We start from the raw sequence: 15317 nt of genomic DNA on the forward strand, positions 1-15317 counted from the left end.
TGATGCGCGAGATCGTCTTCGACACCGAAACCACCGGCCTCAGTTTTGCAGGCGGCGACCGGATGGTCGAAATCGGCTGCGTCGAGATGGTCAACCGGGTCGAGACCGGGCGGACCTTCCACGCTTATTATCATCCGGAACGCGACATGCCGGTCGAGGCGTTCAACGTCCACGGGCTGAGCCAGGCATTCCTTTCGGACAAGCCGCGCTTTGGTGACGCGGTCGAGGCGCTGCTCGACTTCGTTGGCGACGCACCGATGATCGCGCACAACGCCGCGTTCGATTTCTCGTTTCTGAACGGCGAACTGACCAAATGCGGTCGCCAGATCATCCATCTCAAGCGGATGGTCGATACGCTCCAGATCGCGCGCAGCCGCCACCCCGGCGCCAAGCATTCGCTCGATGCGCTGTGCTCACGCTTCGGGATCGACCGGAGCCACCGCGTGCTGCACGGCGCGCTGCTCGATGCGCAGTTGCTGGCGCAGGTCTATGTCGAGCTGATGGGCGGGCGCCAGATCGGCCTCGGCCTCGTCAGCGATGCCGTATCGTCTGCCTCGACTCCGATCGTCGCACAGACGCCTCGTGTCGTTCGTCCGCCGCGTGTTTTCGTGGCGAGCGACGGAGACCTTGCGGCGCATGCGGCGTTTATGAAGGGGATCAAGGATCCGATTTGGGGGCCGTGGCGTCCGGATGACGTCGACCGAGCGGAGCCAACAGGACCGTTCGACTGCATGGAGAAGACAATGGATATCCGGATTTCTGGTCATCAGGTCGCCACGGGCGAAGCACTCAACACCCATGTGCAAGACCGACTCCAGGGTATCGCCGACAAGTATTTCTCGCGCGCCATTTCCGCCGAAGTCACCTTTGGCAAAGGGCCGCACGACGCCGGCTTCAAGTGCGACATCGTCGCGCATGTCATGAAGGGGCTGGTCCTGAAGGGTCATGCCGAGGCCTATGACGCGCACCCCGCCTTCGACGGCGCCGCCGCCAAGATCGAGACCCAGTTGCGCCGCTACATGCGACGACTGAAGGATCGCCATGCCGGCGAGGCGGTCGCGATCGCGGAGAGCACCGGATATGACAATGCCGGGTACACGCTGTTCCAGGAAAACATCCAGGAAGAGGATGTTGCCGACGCGCCGCTGATCATCGCCGAGACACGCGTCGATATTCCCGAAGCCAGCGTGTCCGATGCGGTGATGATGCTCGATCTGCGCAACACCGCGGCACTCCTGTTCACGAACGCCGGAACGGGCGCGCACAACATGGTCTATCGCCGTGGTGACGGAACGATCGGCTGGGTCGAGCCCCAGCGTGCGGCCTCCAGCACGCCTCCACAGTAAGGCGCGCTCTTTACGCCCCCGCACGACCCGCTAAGGCGGGAGTGCGGGGGCGCTCAGAGACAAACAGCATGAATGATTTCAGCGATATGCTGCGTCCCGACGCAGTCCTGACCAATATGGTCGCAGCCAATAAAAAGGCGGTCTTCCAGCAACTTTCGACAATTGCCGCCGATAATCTGGCGGATTCTACAGGCCGAATCGATGCGAAGTCGATCGCCGACCTGCTGACCGCGCGCGAAAAGCTCGGCTCGACGGGGTTCGGCGGCGGCGTTGCCATCCCGCATGCGAAACTGCCGGGTCTTTCGCAGGTCACGGGTGTCTTTGCGCGGCTCGCCCAGCCGATCGACTTTCAGGCGGTCGACGATCTTCCGGTCGACCTCGTCTTCATGCTGTTGTCGCCGACCGATGCGGGCGCGGTGCATCTGAAGGCGCTCGCGCGCGTGTCGCGGCGCCTGCGCGACAAGACGTTTCTCGAAAAGCTGCGCGGCGGCGGCTCCCCCGACGCGTTGTACGCGCTGTTCTCCGCCGACGAGGTTCGCGATGCAGCGTGACGGCGTCGATCTCGGATGCCGCGGGCGAGGAGGCGCATTTCCGCGCGCTCGAGTCGCTCTATGCACGCGCGCCGATCAACCGGTTATTCGACTCGACGCTGGAAATCCCCGAACGCGGATTTGCGCGTATTCATTTCACGATCGACGAACGCCATTATCATGCCGGCGGCGCGGCGCATGGCACGAGCTATTTCAAGATGCTCGACGATGCCGCCTTCTACGCCGCCAACAGCCTCGTCACCGATCGGTTTCTGCTCACCACCGCGTTCAACCTGTTGCTCACCCGCCCGCTGAAAGTCGGCCCGGTCGTGGCCGAAGGCCGCTGGATCAGCGGAAAGCGCCGCGTGTTCGTCGCGGATGCGCGGCTGATCGACGCCGAGGGCGAGGAGGCGGCGCGCGGTACGGGCACCTTCATGCGCTCGCGGATTCCGCTTGCCGGACTGCCCGGATATCGTAGCTCCGACCGACCCGGCGCGTGACCGGTCGCCTCCCCAGTGGTCTCCTCGTCAGTGCGCTGCTGCGCCGCGTCAACGATGCGGGCGGCTTCGGTGTCGTGCTCGCCAAGGGGGATCCGCAGGGTGGCGCGATCCTCGTCATTGCGCTTGATCCGGGGGCACCGCCACGCGTGCTCGAACGCGGGATCGGACCCGGCGGGCGCGTCGCGCTGATCGACTCGACTCCGACCGACGACATCAACGGCTACTGGCGGCGCCGACGCGCGCGCGATCCGGATTTGTGGGTGATCGAGGTGGACATCGCAGCGGCAGAACGGTTCGCCGCTGAAACGATCGTCGCCGATTGACTCCAATGCCCCCCCGATAGAGGGGGATTACATCATTGATTGGCGTTGTGTCGGTGCGGGTGCGATCCGGGTCGATTACGCAGTCGGGGGGATGCACGGACGGTCGTCTTTGACGAGCGAACCGCGATTCAACCGCACCTGAATAAGTTTGAATGACGATAATGCAGCGGGCCGCGACTATCGCAGCCATGTCTCTCTCGCTTGCCGGACTCCTCGGCAACAGCGCACCAGGCAGGGCCAGCGGTATCGACCGCTCGACGGCCAGCCTTACCGCACTTGCCAATCTAAACGCCCTGTCTCCGCAGAATGTTCCGTTGGTCGCTCCTGCCGCAGTTCCTGCCGCCGTCGAGCCCACCACCACTGCCGAAGACGAAGAATTCGACACCCTCGCAGAAGCCGTCGCCGCGCAGGACAATGCCGCCGCCGATGAAGCGCTCGAGTGCCTTGCCGGCGCGATCTACTTCGAATCCAAGGGTGAGCCGCTGACCGGCCAGCTCGCCGTCGCCGAAGTCATCATCAATCGCGCCAAGTCGGGTCGTTTCCCGACGGACGTTTGCGCCGTCGTCAAGCAGCGCGGCCAGTTCAGCTTCGTGCGCGGTGGGCAGATCCCCAGCATCAACATCGGCAAGGCCTATCGCACCGCGATCGCCGTCGCCAAGGTCGCGCTCGCTGACGCGTGGAACAGCCCCGCGCAGAAGGCGCTGTACTTCAACACCGCCGACCGCCGCCCTGCTGGCCGCGTCATCAAGGTTGCCTCGATCGGCAACCACGTCTTCTACCGCTGAGGCAGATCGTCCCGACCGCCGTCGGGACAGGTTGAACACGCGGCGTCCCGCTTCGATTTCGAGACCGACGATCCGCGAACGAGCAGGCGAATGCGCTTGCCTCGTTCGCGGATTGTTCTATTTTCGGGCGATGCTCGACACCCCCGGCCTCCTGTATCGACGAACCCGGATCCCCGTTGTGCGCAGCGGATGTGGCGCGCGGCGTGGTCCGGATGTTGCTGCGTCATGACCTGACCGCGATGGCGGAAGTGCCGCTCGACGGCGGCCGCCGCGTCGATCTGATGGCCATCGACGCACGCGGCCATATCGTCATCGTCGAGATCAAGGTCTCGCGCGCCGATCTGCTCGGGGACGGAAAATGGCCCGACTATCTGGGGCATTGCGACCGCTATTTCTGGGCGGTGCCCGCGGGGTTCGATGCCAGCCCGCTGCACGGCGCGGCGTTTCTCCCCGAACGCACCGGGATCATCGTCGCGGACCGTTACGACGCGGCGATCGTTCGCGAGGCGCACACCACCCCCTCCCCGCGCATGTCCGCAAGCGCGGGACGCTGGCCTTTGCACGCCGTGCGGCACGCCGCCTGATCGCGCAGACCGACCCCGATGCCGATGGACTCGCGTTCGGCGCCGGCTGAACGCCGCTTTGTCGTGGGCGCCCGATCGCCGGTACCGCACGCGTCCTAGTATCTCACGCCACCGCAATGCTACGCGCCGGCCGAATCACCGGAGCGCAGACGTTGGGCGGACATCATCACGGACATGATCACGGGCACGATCAGGGGCAGGGGCACGGGCACGGCCATGCGCACGGCCACGGGCACGGGGGACATGGCCACAGCCATGCGCCGGAGTCGTTCGACCGCGCCTTCGCGATCGGCATCGGCCTCAACATCGCCTTCGTCGCGATCGAGGCGCTGGTCGGGCTGCGGATCGATTCTGGTCGCGCTGCTCGCCGATGCGGGACACAATCTCTCCGACGTGCTGGGTCTGGTCGTCGCATGGGGTGGGACGATGCTCGCGCGGACCGCACCGACCAAGCGCTTTACCTATGGGCTGAAGGGATCGACGATCCTCGCCGCGCTGACCAACGCGCTGCTGCTTCTGGTGGCGCTGGGGGCGATCGTTCTCGAGGCATCGCAGCGTTTTGCCAGTCCGGCGCCGACCGCCGGGCTGACGGTGTCGATGGTCGCGGGCGTCGGTATCGCGGTCAATGCCGTGACCGCCTGGATGTTCGCGCGGGGCCGCAAGGGCGACGTCAATATCCGTGGCGCGTATCTCCACATGGCGGCGGATGCGCTCGTGTCGGCCGGCGTCGTGATCGCGGGTCTCGTCATCTGGCGGACGGGGCTGACCTGGATCGATCCCGCGGTCAGCATCGCCATCGCAATCCTGATCTTCTGGCAGACCTGGGGGCTGCTTCGCGAAACGATTGAGATGGCGCTGTCGGCGGTGCCACGCGGGATCGATTTCGATCATGTCGATCAGGCGCTGTGCGGTCTCCCGGGCGTTACCGCGATCCACGATCTTCATATCTGGCCGATGAGCACCACCGAGCCCGTCCTGACCGCGCATCTGGTCATGCCCGGGGGCCATCCCGGCGACCGTTTCCTGACCGACGCGCGCGAGCTGCTGCACGAACGGTTCGGGATCGGCCATGCCACGCTTCAGGTCGAGACGGGGGATGGGGACGATTGCGCGATGGCAGATACCGCGACCGTCTGAACCTTTTGCGTCGCGCGGGGGTTACCTTGTCATAGATCAGGAGAAGACCCCGTGAAGAACCATCTGATTGCCGCACTGATGTCGGTCGCTGTCGTCGCACCCGTGATTGCTCCGGTCGAGGCAACCGCCCAGCGGCGCGACGACCGCCGCGACAACCGGCGCGTGGACCGCAACTGGCATGGCGACGACCGCAACTGGGATCCCTCGCGCAGTTATCAGAACGGCAACTACCGTGAGCGCCGCCTCGGCCGCAACGACCGCGTCTATCGCGGGCAGGACGGCCGTGCCTATTGCAAGCGCAACGACGGCACGACGGGCCTGGTGATCGGTGCGCTCGGCGGCGGCGCGCTCGCCAACCTCATCGGTGGCGGTACGCTGGGAACGCTGGCCGGCGCCGGCGGTGGCGCGCTGCTGGGCCGGTCGGTCGATCGCGGCAATGTGAAGTGCCGCTAAACGTCTGATATCACTGCAAACAAGAACGGCGGCCGAGCAATCGGCCGCCGTTTTCATGTCGGTGCACAGAGCGATATCCGGGCGATCCCGGATCAATAGGCGCGCGCGACCGCGAATTCGACCGCCTCGATCATTGCGTCCTTCGCCACCGAGTCGGGGAAGCCGCCAATCGAGTCGATCGCGCGCTGACCATAATGGCGTGCGCGCGCGAAGGTATCGTCGATCGCGCGCGTTGCGCGGATCAGCCGTACGGCATGCTGCAGGTCCGCATCGCTGTCGCGACGGCCCTCGACCGCGTCCTTCCAGAACTGACGGTCCTCGGCGGATCCCCGCGCATAGGCGAGGATGACGGGCAGCGTCATCTTGCCCTCGCGGAAGTCGTCGCCGGCATCCTTGCCCATCGTATCGGCGTCCGAAACATAGTCGATCGCGTCGTCGACGAGCTGGAACGCGATCCCCAGGTTCCGGCCATAGGCGTCGAGCGCGGCCTCTTCGGCTTCGGAGCGCTCGGCGACGACCGCCGCGATCCGGCACGCCGCTGCGAACAGCGCCGCGGTCTTCGCGCCGATGATATCGAGATAGCGTTCCTCGCCCAGATCGACGCGGCGGGCGGCGGTCAGCTGGTTGACCTCGCCCTCGGCAATGATCGCGCTGGTCGACGACAGGATCTTGAGCGCCCTCAGGCTTTCCGCCTCGACCATCAGTTCGAAGCTGCGGCTGAACAGGAAATCGCCGACCAGAACGCTTGCCGGATTTCCCCAGATGATGTTCGCGGTCCGCTTGCCGCGACGCAGGTCCGATCCGTCGACCACGTCGTCATGCAGCAGCGTCGCCGTGTGGATGAACTCGACCGCGGCGGCGAGCAGATGATGCTGCGTCCCGGTGTAGCCGATCAGCTGCGCGCTCGCGAGCGTCAGCATCGGGCGCATCCGCTTGCCGCCACCCGCGATCAGATGGCCCGCCAGTTCGGGGATCAACGGGATCTCCGAGATCCATCCGCGCGACGATCACGGCATTGACCTGATCCATATCGTGCGTGACGAGCCGGAGCATCGGATCCAGCGAAGGCTGTGACCCGGCATTGGAAGTGGAGGAGTCGAGGCGGTGGACGGTAGCGCTCATCTGCCCGAGCCTCTGGCCGGTAAGCCTCCGCAAAGCAACCCTTGCCGGCGTGCGAAACGCTCCGCAAAAGGCGGGCGCGCATAATGAATCGGAGGTTCCACGATGCCCGACGACCTGCTGAGCGGCTATCGCCAGAGCATCGACAATATCGATGCGGCCCTTATCCACATGCTCGCCGAGCGGTTCAAGGTCACGCAGGCGGTGGGTCGCCACAAGGCGACGTACGGCCTGCCCGCCGCCGACCCGGGCCGCGAGGAGCGGCAGATCGCCCGGCTCCGGCGTCTTGCCGAAGAAGCACAGCTCGATCCTGAATTTTCCGAGAAATTCCTGCGTTTCATCATCGACGAGGTGATCCGGCATCATGAACAGCTTCGCGAATGAACGGGCGTATCGATGATCGCCGCGGTCCTCGCGACTGAGGCGTTCGACCTGCACGTGCTGGTCGGTTAGGGAGGCGCGATGAGCTTCCTCCCTGTGATCGAACGCGCGGGCCGCCCGCTGCCCGGCTTCACCCCCGCTGCACGCTGTGCGATGCGCGGCCGGGTATGAGCTGTCGCGGTTTCTTTGCGATCGAGGGGATCGACGGCAGCGGCAAGAGCGGCATGGTCGGCTATCTCGTCGAGCAGCTCCGCGCGCGCGGCGGCGAGGGGGCGGCGACCCGCGAGCCGGGCGGCACGCCGCAGGGCGAGGCGATCCGATCGCTGATCCTGTCGGGGGCGGACGATGCCTGGGATCCGCATGCCGAGCTGCTGCTGATGACCGCGGCGCGCGTCGAGCATGTCCGTCGCGTCATCAAACCCGCGCTGGCGCTCGGGCGGTTCGTGATCTCCGACCGCTATGTCGGCTCGACCATCGCCTATCAGGGTGCGGGGCGCGGCATGTCCGAGGCGTTCATCCGGCAGCTCCACGCCGCCGCCGTCGGCGATGTCTGGCCCGATCTGACGATCATCCTCGACCTGGACGTCGAGACCGGCCTCTCGCGAAGCCGCAAGCGGCTGGCGACCTCGGCGGTCGACGAGGGACGGTTCGAAACGCTCGACCTCGCGTTCCACTTGCGCATCCGCGAGTCGTTCCTCGATCAGGCGCGGCGCGATCCGGCTCGTCATGTCGTCGTCGATGCGTCCGGCACGCCGGACGAGGTGCGCGCGCGCACGATCGCCGCGTTCGATGCCTGGACCGGCCTGCAAACCGACCGATAGGCTTCCTGCCCGCCCGATGCGGGCGGGTGCGCGGTGTGAATTAGATGCTCCGCGCACCGCCGGGGACGCCCGGCGCGCTATAATGGACCGATACCGGCAGAGCGCGGCACCGCCCGTTCTGCGCGTTTGTCCATCTGGAGCGTTGGATGACTATCAGGACCTTCGTACGTGCCGGCGGCGCGCTGCTGCTGCTCATGATCATTCTGGCGGCCGGGCTGGCGACATGGCGGATCGATGTCATCCGCATGGGCGGGCCGCTGCAGGTCCAGTCGCAGCGGACCTCGGACCTCGTGGCGGATGTCCTGCCCCCGCCTGCCTATATCATCCAGGCGTATCTGGAGGCGACGCTGCTTCTGCGCGATCCCGCCGATGCGCCCGCCGCGGGCAAGCGGCTGGCGAAGCTGCATGACGAGTACCGGGCACGTCACGACTTCTGGTCGCACACCGACATCGATCCGGCGGTCTATGCCGCGTTGCGCGCGAGCAAGCCCGCCGCCGACGCGTTCTGGACCGAGGTGGAGACGCGGTATCTTGCCGCGGCCCGCGCGCGCGATCGTCGTGCGCTCGACCGCAGCTATGCGCGGATCACGCGCGATTATGCGGCGCATCGCGCTGCGATCGACACGCTCGTCACGCGTGCGCTCGCCTATCAGACGAGCCTGAACGATCGTGCCGCGACCACGCTGCACCGCGCGCTCGTCCTGCTGTCGGTGATCGGGCTTCTGATCGTCGGGGGCGTCGCCGGCTTCTGCGTGCTGTTGCTGCGGCGGGTCGTCTCGCCCACCGTCGACCTGTCCGACGTCACCGCGACGCTGGCGCGCGGAGAACCGGCATCGGTCCCCTATCTTGATCGCAAGGACGAGCTCGGCAGCATCGCCGTGGCGGTCGAAAGCTTCCGGGTCGCGGCCGAAGCGCGCGCCGAGGCCGATGCAGCGGCGTCCCGCGAACAGACGATGGTCACCGACGCGCTTGCGGGCGTGCTGCAGACGATGGCGACGGGCGATCTGAGAGGGGGCCCGCGATCGAATTTCCGCCGTCGTTCCGCGAGATCGGACAGAACCTCAACAGAGCCGTGTCGACGCTGCGCGCGATGATCCAGACCGTCGTCGAGACCGCGACGGAAATTCAGGGCGGCGCAGGCGAGATCTCGACCGCATCGGAGGATCTGGCACGGCGCACCGAAAGCACCGCGGCCAGCCTCGAACAGACCAGTGCCGCGCTCGTCCAGATCGACCAGCGTCTGCGATCGTCGGCGGAAACCTCGTCGAGCACGGTGGCTCGGGCCGACAGCGCGCTCGCCACGGTCGCCGCGGGGCGCTCGACCGCGGAGGACGCGGTTCAGGCGATGTCGCGGGTGGTCACCAGCGTGACCGGCACCGACGACATCATCGAGGGGCTCGACAAGATCGCCTTCCAGACCCGCGTGCTGGCGATGAACGCCGCGGTCGAGGCGGGTCGGGCAGGCGATGCGGGTCGCGGATTTGCGGTCGTTGCCGATCTCGTCTCGGTGCTCGCGCAAAGAGCCGAGGCGGAAGCCAAGAGCGCGCGCGATCAGCTGACCACCACGCGGACCGAGATCGTGACCGCGGTCACTGCGGTCGAGCAGGTCGACGGGGCGCTGGCGGACATCGCGCGCGACGTCGGCGACGTCCATGCGCTCGTCGGCGGGATGGTCGTCGACAACCAGGCGCAGTCGCTTGCCATCTCCGAGATTTCCGCAGCGGTCTGTAACATGGATCTGGCGACGCAGCAGAATGCGGCGATGGTCGAGGAGACGTCGGCCGCCGCCAACGGGCTGTCGGCCAAGGTCCAGCGGATGGTGCAACAGGCGTCGGTCTTCCGGTGGGAGCGTCGCGAGCGCAGCATGCCCGTCGCCGGCGATCGTCGCCGCACCGACCGGCGCGGTCCGGATAGCGCGCCGCGCGATGCCGGCGGCGGCGAACGCCGCGCGCGCCGGCTTGCCGACGCCTGATCGTGTGATCCGGTCGGGACAGGCGGTGCGGGCGTTTGCCCGCTTCACCCGCGATGCCCCGCGTGATCGGGTGATCACGGGCCAGGCGAAGGCTTTGCAAAACGGGTTTCGGCGCTATCGCTCCCCGGATGGTTCCGCCTGCTCCTGACCCCTTGCCGCGCGGCCGGGCCGAACCGCGAGGAAGGAGTCCGGCATGGCCGTTACCGACATAGCGACGCGCACCTATAATCACGGGTTCCGGCTCGATCCGATCGTTCGCAGCCTGCTCGATACCGATTTCTACAAGCTGCTGATGCTGCAGATGATCCGTCAGCAATATCCCGACGTGCAGGCCACGTTCGCGCTGATCAACCGGACGGAGACGGTCCGGCTGGCGACGATCATCGACGAGGGCGAGTTGCGTGCGCAGCTCGACCATGCGCGCACGGTGCGGTTCGGCAAGAAGGAACTGATCTGGCTCGCGGGCAACAGCTTCTATGGGCAGGACCGGATGTTCGCGCCCGATTTCCTGCGCTGGCTCGCCGATTTCCAGTTGCCCGATTATGAGCTGCGCACCGTCGATGGTCAGTTCGAGCTGCGTTTCGAGGGACCGTGGACGCACACGACGATGTGGGAGATTCCCGCGCTCGCGATCGTCAACGAACTGCGCGCGCGCGCCGTGCTGCGCGATCGCGGCCGCTTCACGCTCGACGTGATCTACGCGCGCGCCAAGGCCAAGCTGTGGGACAAGGTCGAACGGCTGCGCGCGCTGCCCGATCTCGTCCTCTCCGACTTCGGTACGCGTCGCCGGCACGGTTTCCTCTGGCAACGCTGGTGCGTCGAGGCGTTGAAGGAGGGGTTGGGAACCCGCTTCATCGGCACCTCGAACGTGCTGCTCGCGATGGACAATGATCTCGAGGCGATCGGCACCAACGCGCACGAGTTGCCGATGGTGCGCGCGGCGCTCGCGACCGACGATGCCGGGGTGGCCGCGGCGCCCTATCAGGTGCTCGACGACTGGCGGCGACATTATGGCGGCAACCTGCTGATCGCGTTGCCCGATGCGTTCGGTACCAGCGCGTTTCTCGCCAACGCCCCCGACTGGGTTGCGGACTGGACCGGCTTTCGCCCCGACAGCGCGCCGCCGATCGAGGGGGGCGAGGAGATCATCCGCTGGTGGCAGGCGCACGGCCGCGATCCGAAGACCAAGCTGCTGATCTTTTCCGACGGCATGGACGTCGACACGATCGAGGCGACCTATCGCCATTTCCACGGTCGCGTGCGGATGAGCTTCGGCTGGGGCACCAATCTCACCAATGATTTCCGCGATTGCGACCCCGATGGGATGGCGGGGCTCGAGCCGATCTCGCTGGTCGCGAAGGTCACGCGTGCCGATGGCCGGCCGGCGGTGAAGCTGTCGGACAATCCGTCGAAGGCGACCGGCGATCCGGCCGAGATCGAACGTTATCTGCGCATTTTCGGCGGAGAAGGGCGCGCCGCGTCGAAGGTCAGCGTCTAGCGCGGTCGGCGGATCACCTCGGTCTTCACCGCATCCGTACAACCGGCCGCCCTAAAAAGGCCATGCCGTACCGCCACGACGCACGCCTATGGCTGTTTTGCGACCCTCGATCCGTGCGTCGTTCCTCCGTTTGCGGCATGCGCTGCTGCTGGCTGCGCTGTTCCCGCTGACCCAGGCGCATGCGGATCCCGCCGCGTTCGACCTTACCGGCCCGGCGCTGAGCGTCACCGTGACCCATGGCAGGACGACGCTGCCGATCGGGCAGGTTCCCAATCTGAGCGAGGGAGACCGGATCGCGGTCGGCGCCGAACTGCCGCGCGATCAGGGCGTGCACTATGTGCTCGTCGCCGCGTTTCTGCGCGGCGCGACCAATCCGCCCCCGAAATCCTGGTTCGCGCAGGCCAAGACGTGGGAGCGCAAGAAGAACACGCTCGACCTCACCGTGCCGGCCGGCGCGCGCCAGCTGATCCTGTTCCTCGCGCCCGAGACGGGTGGCGGGTATGACGCGATCGTCGATGCGGTCCGCAAACAGCCCGGTGCGTTCGTGCGTGCCTCGCAGGAGCTGAACCAGGCCTCGCTCGATCGTGCCCGGCTCGACACGTTTCTCGATCTCGATCCACCGGCTCGAGCGGACCCGTCCCGAACGGATCGAGACCGTGTCGCCCGTGCTCACGCGCAGCCTGTCGATCACGCTGAAGGCCGAGTGCCTCGAACAGGCGGTCGACCTGCAGGCGGCGTGCCTGACGCAGAGCCGCAGCTCGTTGTTGCTCGCGGACAGCCACAGCGCGTCGCTGACGGAGACGCTCGTCGGCGCGCCCACCGATCTCGCGCTCCAGCTCGCGGCGACGCCCGAGGGCGGCTATGGCTATTACAGCCCCTATATCGGCGTGGTGCGCGATCTCGCGCGGATCTTCGGCGCGTTCCAGTCGACGCAGTTCCAGTATATTCCCGCGCTCGCGCGTGCCAGCGACGCCCGCCTGTCGCTGCTGCTCAATGCCGCGCCGTCCTTTGCCAAACCGAAATCGGTGATGGTCGCGGCACTCCCCGCGATCGAAACCCCCGAGCCGCCGCCGCTGCGGACGGTGGGGCCTGCGCGTGCGTTATGTCGCGCAGAGGACGGGGTGCTCCTGCCGGTCGAGGGCGCGCCGCTGATCTACGCCACGCGGTACGCGCATGCGATGGCGGTGCGCGTCACGCGGCCCGATGGCAGCAGCGTCGACCTTCCCGTGGCAGCCGATGCCGAGCGGGGCGGGTTCGTGCTGGGGGGCGCCGGCGGCGACGCAGCCGCGTTCGGGACGGGGTTCGACGCGACGCTGCACGGGACCTGGGGTTTCACGCCGTTCGACGGCCCGCGCTTCCGCCTGCAGAGCCCCCGCGCCAACAGCTGGCGTGCAACCGAAGCGGCAACGCTTGTCGCAGGGCGCGACAACAGCCTGACGATCGAGGGCGGCGCGGCGGCCTGTGTCGAGGACGTCGCACTCGCGCGCCCCTCGGGGGCGACCGAGCCGCTCAAATGGACCACGCTGGCGGATGGCCGGATCACCGCCACGATTCCCAAGGCCCAGCTCGCGCCGGGGAAGGTTTCGGTGATCGTTCGCCAGACCGGGATCGCGGCGCCCGACACGATCGCGTTGACCGCGCTGACCGAGGTCGGGCGGATCGACGGCTTCACGCTGCATGCAGGCGATGTGCAGGGGCTGCTGACGGGAACCCGGCTCGACACCGTCGCGTCGCTGACGGTCGATGGCGCGGTCTTCACCCCGGGCGAGGTGGTCCGGACCGCCAAGACCGACGAACGCGCGATGACGGTCGCGACACCCAATACGGTCCAGGGCTGGACGGCGGGTCAGGACAGGACGGGCCGCGTCACGCTCAGGGACGGTCGCGTGCTCCCGGTCGCGGTCCGGATCGCCCCGCCGCGCCCCGTCGTCACGCTGATCGACAAGACCGTCACGCCGACCGCCACCCCGGCGGCGCTGCCGATCACGCTCGCGCAAGGCACGGCGATACCGATCGACGCGCGGCTGACCTTCTCGCTCCGCGGCGAGGGGCCGACGCGCTTTTCCGGTCGCGAGCAGGTCGAGATCGCGACGCTCGATGGACGCGCGTCGACGATCGTCACGGCGGCGAATGGCTATGCCGTGCAGGGGGCACAGGTTGCGATCGTCACGCTTGACCCGGGCAAGGCGCTTGGCGCGTCGGCCTTTGGCCCGGTGCGCTACCGGGTCCTTCAGGACGGCGTGGCAAGCGACTGGGCGCCGCTCGTCTCGCTCGTGCGGCTCCCGACGCTGACGGGGGTGACGTGTGACAAGGGCGCGCCACAATGCGTGCTGTCGGGCGAGTCGCTGTATCTGCTGGCGGCGGTCGCGGGGGACGCGCAATTTACCGGCGCCACGATCCTGCCCGACGGCTTCACCGCCGGATCGGTGACGATCCCGCGACCCGGCGACACGCTGTTCCTCAGGCTGCGCGACGACGACGGCCTGACCGCCACCGCGAAGCCGGTCGTGGTCGACCGCTAGGCGGCGCTACCGGCGCGATCAGCGCGCGGCAGGCTCGCGGGACAGGCGCGCCATCAGGATCGCCGCGCGCTTGGCCTGGCGGCGGATGCTGCCAAGATCGACCGTCTCTCCGGGGGCATGGTCGCCGCTGCTCGCGGTCCCGAGCCCGATCAGCCCGTCGACATCGCCTGCGACGAACGCGATGTCGCCCGCGCCGCGTTTCAGCGGATCGAGCGCCGCCATTTCCGGCAGACGCATGTCGCGATTGACCCGGTTCAGCCGGTCGAGCAGCACGCGGTTGCCCGCGGTAGGCGGCATCGCCGGATAGCCGCTTTCGAAGCTGATCGTCGCCGACGTGCCGGGAGCGTGGCGGGCGACGATCGCGGTCATCTTCGCGCGGACCCGCTGCGTCTGGTCCTCGCTCAGCGTCCGGAAGTCACCGCGTGCGACCGCGGTCGCCGCGATGATATTGCCCTTGCCCGTCGCGGTCGCGCGAACGCCATCGGTATCGAGCGCCGCGGTCGCACCGCCGGCAACCACACCCGTGTTGAACGTCAGGTTCGGCTCGGGCAGATCCTTGCGGAATGCCGCGAGGATGCGCGCCATCTCGTTGATCGCACCGTCGCCATAGCTGTCCGAGAAGATCAGCGACGAATGGCCGGTCTTGCCCGTGGTGGTCAGCGTCCAGCTGTTCGACGATCGTCGCGCGATCGATCCCATGTCGCGTCCGTCGACGACCGACAGACCTTCGAAATCCAGCGCGACATCGGCGCGCTTGCCGGCCGCGATCAGGTCGGCGCGCGCGATCTCGACCGGATCACCCGCATCCTCTTCGTCTCCCGTCAGTATGATCTCGATATTCGCGCCTTCGAGCAGTCCTGCCGCCTTCATCGCCCGCAGCGCGGACAGCATCACGACCATCCCGCCCTTGTCGTCGCCCGCCCCAGGCCCCTGCGCGCTGTCGCCGTTGCGCACGAAGCGCTGAAACGGCGAATCGCGCTCGAACACCGTGTCGAGATGCCCGATCAGCAACAGGCGCTTCGTCCCCGGCTTGCCCGGATGCACCGCGATCAGGTGCCCTGCCCGCTTGGTCTGCGGCATCGGCTTCCACCGGACCTGGAAACCGAGCGGTTCGAGTTCGCCGCGGACCATCGCGCCCACCTTCGCGACGCCCGCAAGGTTCATCGTTCCGCTGTTCTGATCGACCAGCGTCTGCAACAACGCGATCGACCGCGCATGCTCGGCATCGACCACCGCGACCGCGCGCGTCTCGGCGGGCGACAATTGCGCCTGCGCTGCGGTCGAGCCGAGGGCCGAGCCCAACAGCGCCAGCGCCAGTCCTGAATATCGCATCACCGTCATCCGCC

General features: G+C 67.3%; 14 protein-coding genes and 4 pseudogenes. 15 read left to right on the top strand and 3 right to left on the bottom strand.

What is annotated here, in order from left to right; translation table 11 throughout:
* Positions 1-2: 2 nt before the first annotated feature.
* The 9 genes and pseudogenes from dnaQ to QP165_RS11355 all read left to right on the top strand — a co-directional run.
* Positions 3-677, top strand: a pseudogene (gene dnaQ, locus QP165_RS11315) (DNA polymerase III subunit epsilon); the annotation flags it as partial.
* Between the two features lie 66 nt (positions 678-743).
* Positions 744-1346 carry a ribosome hibernation-promoting factor, HPF/YfiA family gene (gene hpf, locus QP165_RS11320; RefSeq protein WP_056018299.1) on the top strand — a complete coding sequence of 201 codons (603 nt, stop codon included), beginning with the start codon at positions 744-746 and terminating at the stop codon, positions 1344-1346.
* Positions 1347-1414: 68 nt separating this feature from the next.
* Positions 1415-1897 (top strand): PTS sugar transporter subunit IIA, encoded by a 483-nt coding sequence (locus QP165_RS11325; RefSeq protein ID WP_333995765.1) that lies wholly within the window; start codon positions 1415-1417, stop codon positions 1895-1897.
* Positions 1894-2376: a PaaI family thioesterase gene (locus QP165_RS11330; RefSeq protein WP_443019283.1), complete on the top strand. Its 483-nt coding sequence runs from the start codon at positions 1894-1896 to the stop codon at positions 2374-2376. The genes QP165_RS11325 and QP165_RS11330 overlap by 4 nt, the downstream gene beginning before the upstream one ends.
* Positions 2373-2699 carry a DUF1491 family protein gene (locus QP165_RS11335; protein WP_333995766.1) on the top strand — a complete coding sequence of 109 codons (327 nt, stop codon included), beginning with the start codon at positions 2373-2375 and terminating at the stop codon, positions 2697-2699. The genes QP165_RS11330 and QP165_RS11335 overlap by 4 nt, the downstream gene beginning before the upstream one ends.
* A gap of 188 nt (positions 2700-2887) precedes the next feature.
* Entirely contained in the window at positions 2888-3484 is a 597-nt protein-coding gene (locus QP165_RS11340; RefSeq protein ID WP_333995767.1) for a cell wall hydrolase, read from the top strand.
* Between the two features lie 212 nt (positions 3485-3696).
* Positions 3697-4118 (top strand): annotated as a pseudogene (locus QP165_RS11345) (MmcB family DNA repair protein).
* Between the two features lie 66 nt (positions 4119-4184).
* Positions 4185-5205: pseudogene (locus QP165_RS11350) on the top strand (cation diffusion facilitator family transporter).
* A gap of 51 nt (positions 5206-5256) precedes the next feature.
* Positions 5257-5658, top strand: a complete 402-nt coding sequence (locus QP165_RS11355; RefSeq protein WP_333995768.1) for a glycine zipper 2TM domain-containing protein — start codon at positions 5257-5259, stop codon at positions 5656-5658.
* 92 nt (positions 5659-5750) lie between these two features.
* Here QP165_RS11355 and QP165_RS11360 read toward each other — a convergent pair.
* Positions 5751-6780 (bottom strand): annotated as a pseudogene (locus QP165_RS11360) (polyprenyl synthetase family protein).
* 102 nt (positions 6781-6882) lie between these two features.
* Between QP165_RS11360 and QP165_RS11365 the strand changes: the two are divergent.
* From QP165_RS11365 to pncB, 5 genes are all read left to right on the top strand, one after another.
* A complete protein-coding gene (locus QP165_RS11365; protein ID WP_056018312.1) occupies positions 6883-7161 on the top strand; it encodes a chorismate mutase in 279 nt (92 codons plus the stop codon).
* Positions 7162-7325: 164 nt separating this feature from the next.
* Entirely contained in the window at positions 7326-7979 is a 654-nt protein-coding gene (tmk, locus tag QP165_RS11370) for a dTMP kinase (protein ID WP_333995769.1), read from the top strand.
* Between the two features lie 146 nt (positions 7980-8125).
* Positions 8126-9073 (top strand): hypothetical protein, encoded by a 948-nt coding sequence (locus QP165_RS11375; RefSeq protein WP_333995770.1) that lies wholly within the window; start codon positions 8126-8128, stop codon positions 9071-9073.
* A complete protein-coding gene (locus QP165_RS11380) occupies positions 9070-9951 on the top strand; it encodes a methyl-accepting chemotaxis protein (RefSeq protein ID WP_333995771.1) in 882 nt (293 codons plus the stop codon). The genes QP165_RS11375 and QP165_RS11380 overlap by 4 nt, the downstream gene beginning before the upstream one ends.
* Before the next feature lie 193 nt (positions 9952-10144).
* Positions 10145-11449, top strand: coding sequence for a nicotinate phosphoribosyltransferase (gene pncB / locus QP165_RS11385; protein ID WP_333995772.1), 1305 nt, complete (start codon positions 10145-10147; stop codon positions 11447-11449).
* Between the two features lie 25 nt (positions 11450-11474).
* On the opposite strand, the gene QP165_RS11390 is transcribed toward pncB, so the two are convergent.
* Positions 11475-12140, bottom strand: coding sequence for a hypothetical protein (locus QP165_RS11390; protein WP_333995773.1), 666 nt, complete (start codon positions 12138-12140; stop codon positions 11475-11477).
* On the opposite strand from QP165_RS11390, the gene QP165_RS11395 reads away from it, so the two are divergent.
* Positions 12106-13971 carry a hypothetical protein gene (locus QP165_RS11395; protein WP_333995774.1) on the top strand — a complete coding sequence of 622 codons (1866 nt, stop codon included), beginning with the start codon at positions 12106-12108 and terminating at the stop codon, positions 13969-13971. The genes QP165_RS11390 and QP165_RS11395 overlap by 35 nt on opposite strands.
* A gap of 18 nt (positions 13972-13989) precedes the next feature.
* On the opposite strand, the gene QP165_RS11400 is transcribed toward QP165_RS11395, so the two are convergent.
* Positions 13990-15303 (bottom strand): M20/M25/M40 family metallo-hydrolase, encoded by a 1314-nt coding sequence (locus QP165_RS11400; protein ID WP_333997011.1) that lies wholly within the window; start codon positions 15301-15303, stop codon positions 13990-13992.
* Between the last annotated feature and the right edge of the window lie 14 nt (positions 15304-15317).

The organism is Sphingomonas sp. 22R3R2A-7 (genome assembly GCF_036856055.1).
In the GTDB taxonomy this organism is placed as follows: domain Bacteria; phylum Pseudomonadota; class Alphaproteobacteria; order Sphingomonadales; family Sphingomonadaceae; genus Sphingomonas.

Coding starts and splice junctions, on each gene's coding strand:
- hpf (WP_056018299.1), top strand. CDS start 744: ATGGATATCCGGATTTCTGGTCATCAGGTCGCCACGGGCGAAGCACTC.
- QP165_RS11325 (WP_333995765.1), top strand. CDS start 1,415: ATGAATGATTTCAGCGATATGCTGCGTCCCGACGCAGTCCTGACCAAT.
- QP165_RS11340 (WP_333995767.1), top strand. CDS start 2,888: ATGTCTCTCTCGCTTGCCGGACTCCTCGGCAACAGCGCACCAGGCAGG.
- QP165_RS11365 (WP_056018312.1), top strand. CDS start 6,883: ATGCCCGACGACCTGCTGAGCGGCTATCGCCAGAGCATCGACAATATC.
- tmk (WP_333995769.1), top strand. CDS start 7,326: ATGAGCTGTCGCGGTTTCTTTGCGATCGAGGGGATCGACGGCAGCGGC.
- QP165_RS11375 (WP_333995770.1), top strand. CDS start 8,126: ATGACTATCAGGACCTTCGTACGTGCCGGCGGCGCGCTGCTGCTGCTC.
- QP165_RS11380 (WP_333995771.1), top strand. CDS start 9,070: ATGATCCAGACCGTCGTCGAGACCGCGACGGAAATTCAGGGCGGCGCA.
- pncB (WP_333995772.1), top strand. CDS start 10,145: ATGGCCGTTACCGACATAGCGACGCGCACCTATAATCACGGGTTCCGG.
- QP165_RS11400 (WP_333997011.1), bottom strand. CDS start 15,303: ATGCGATATTCAGGACTGGCGCTGGCGCTGTTGGGCTCGGCCCTCGGC.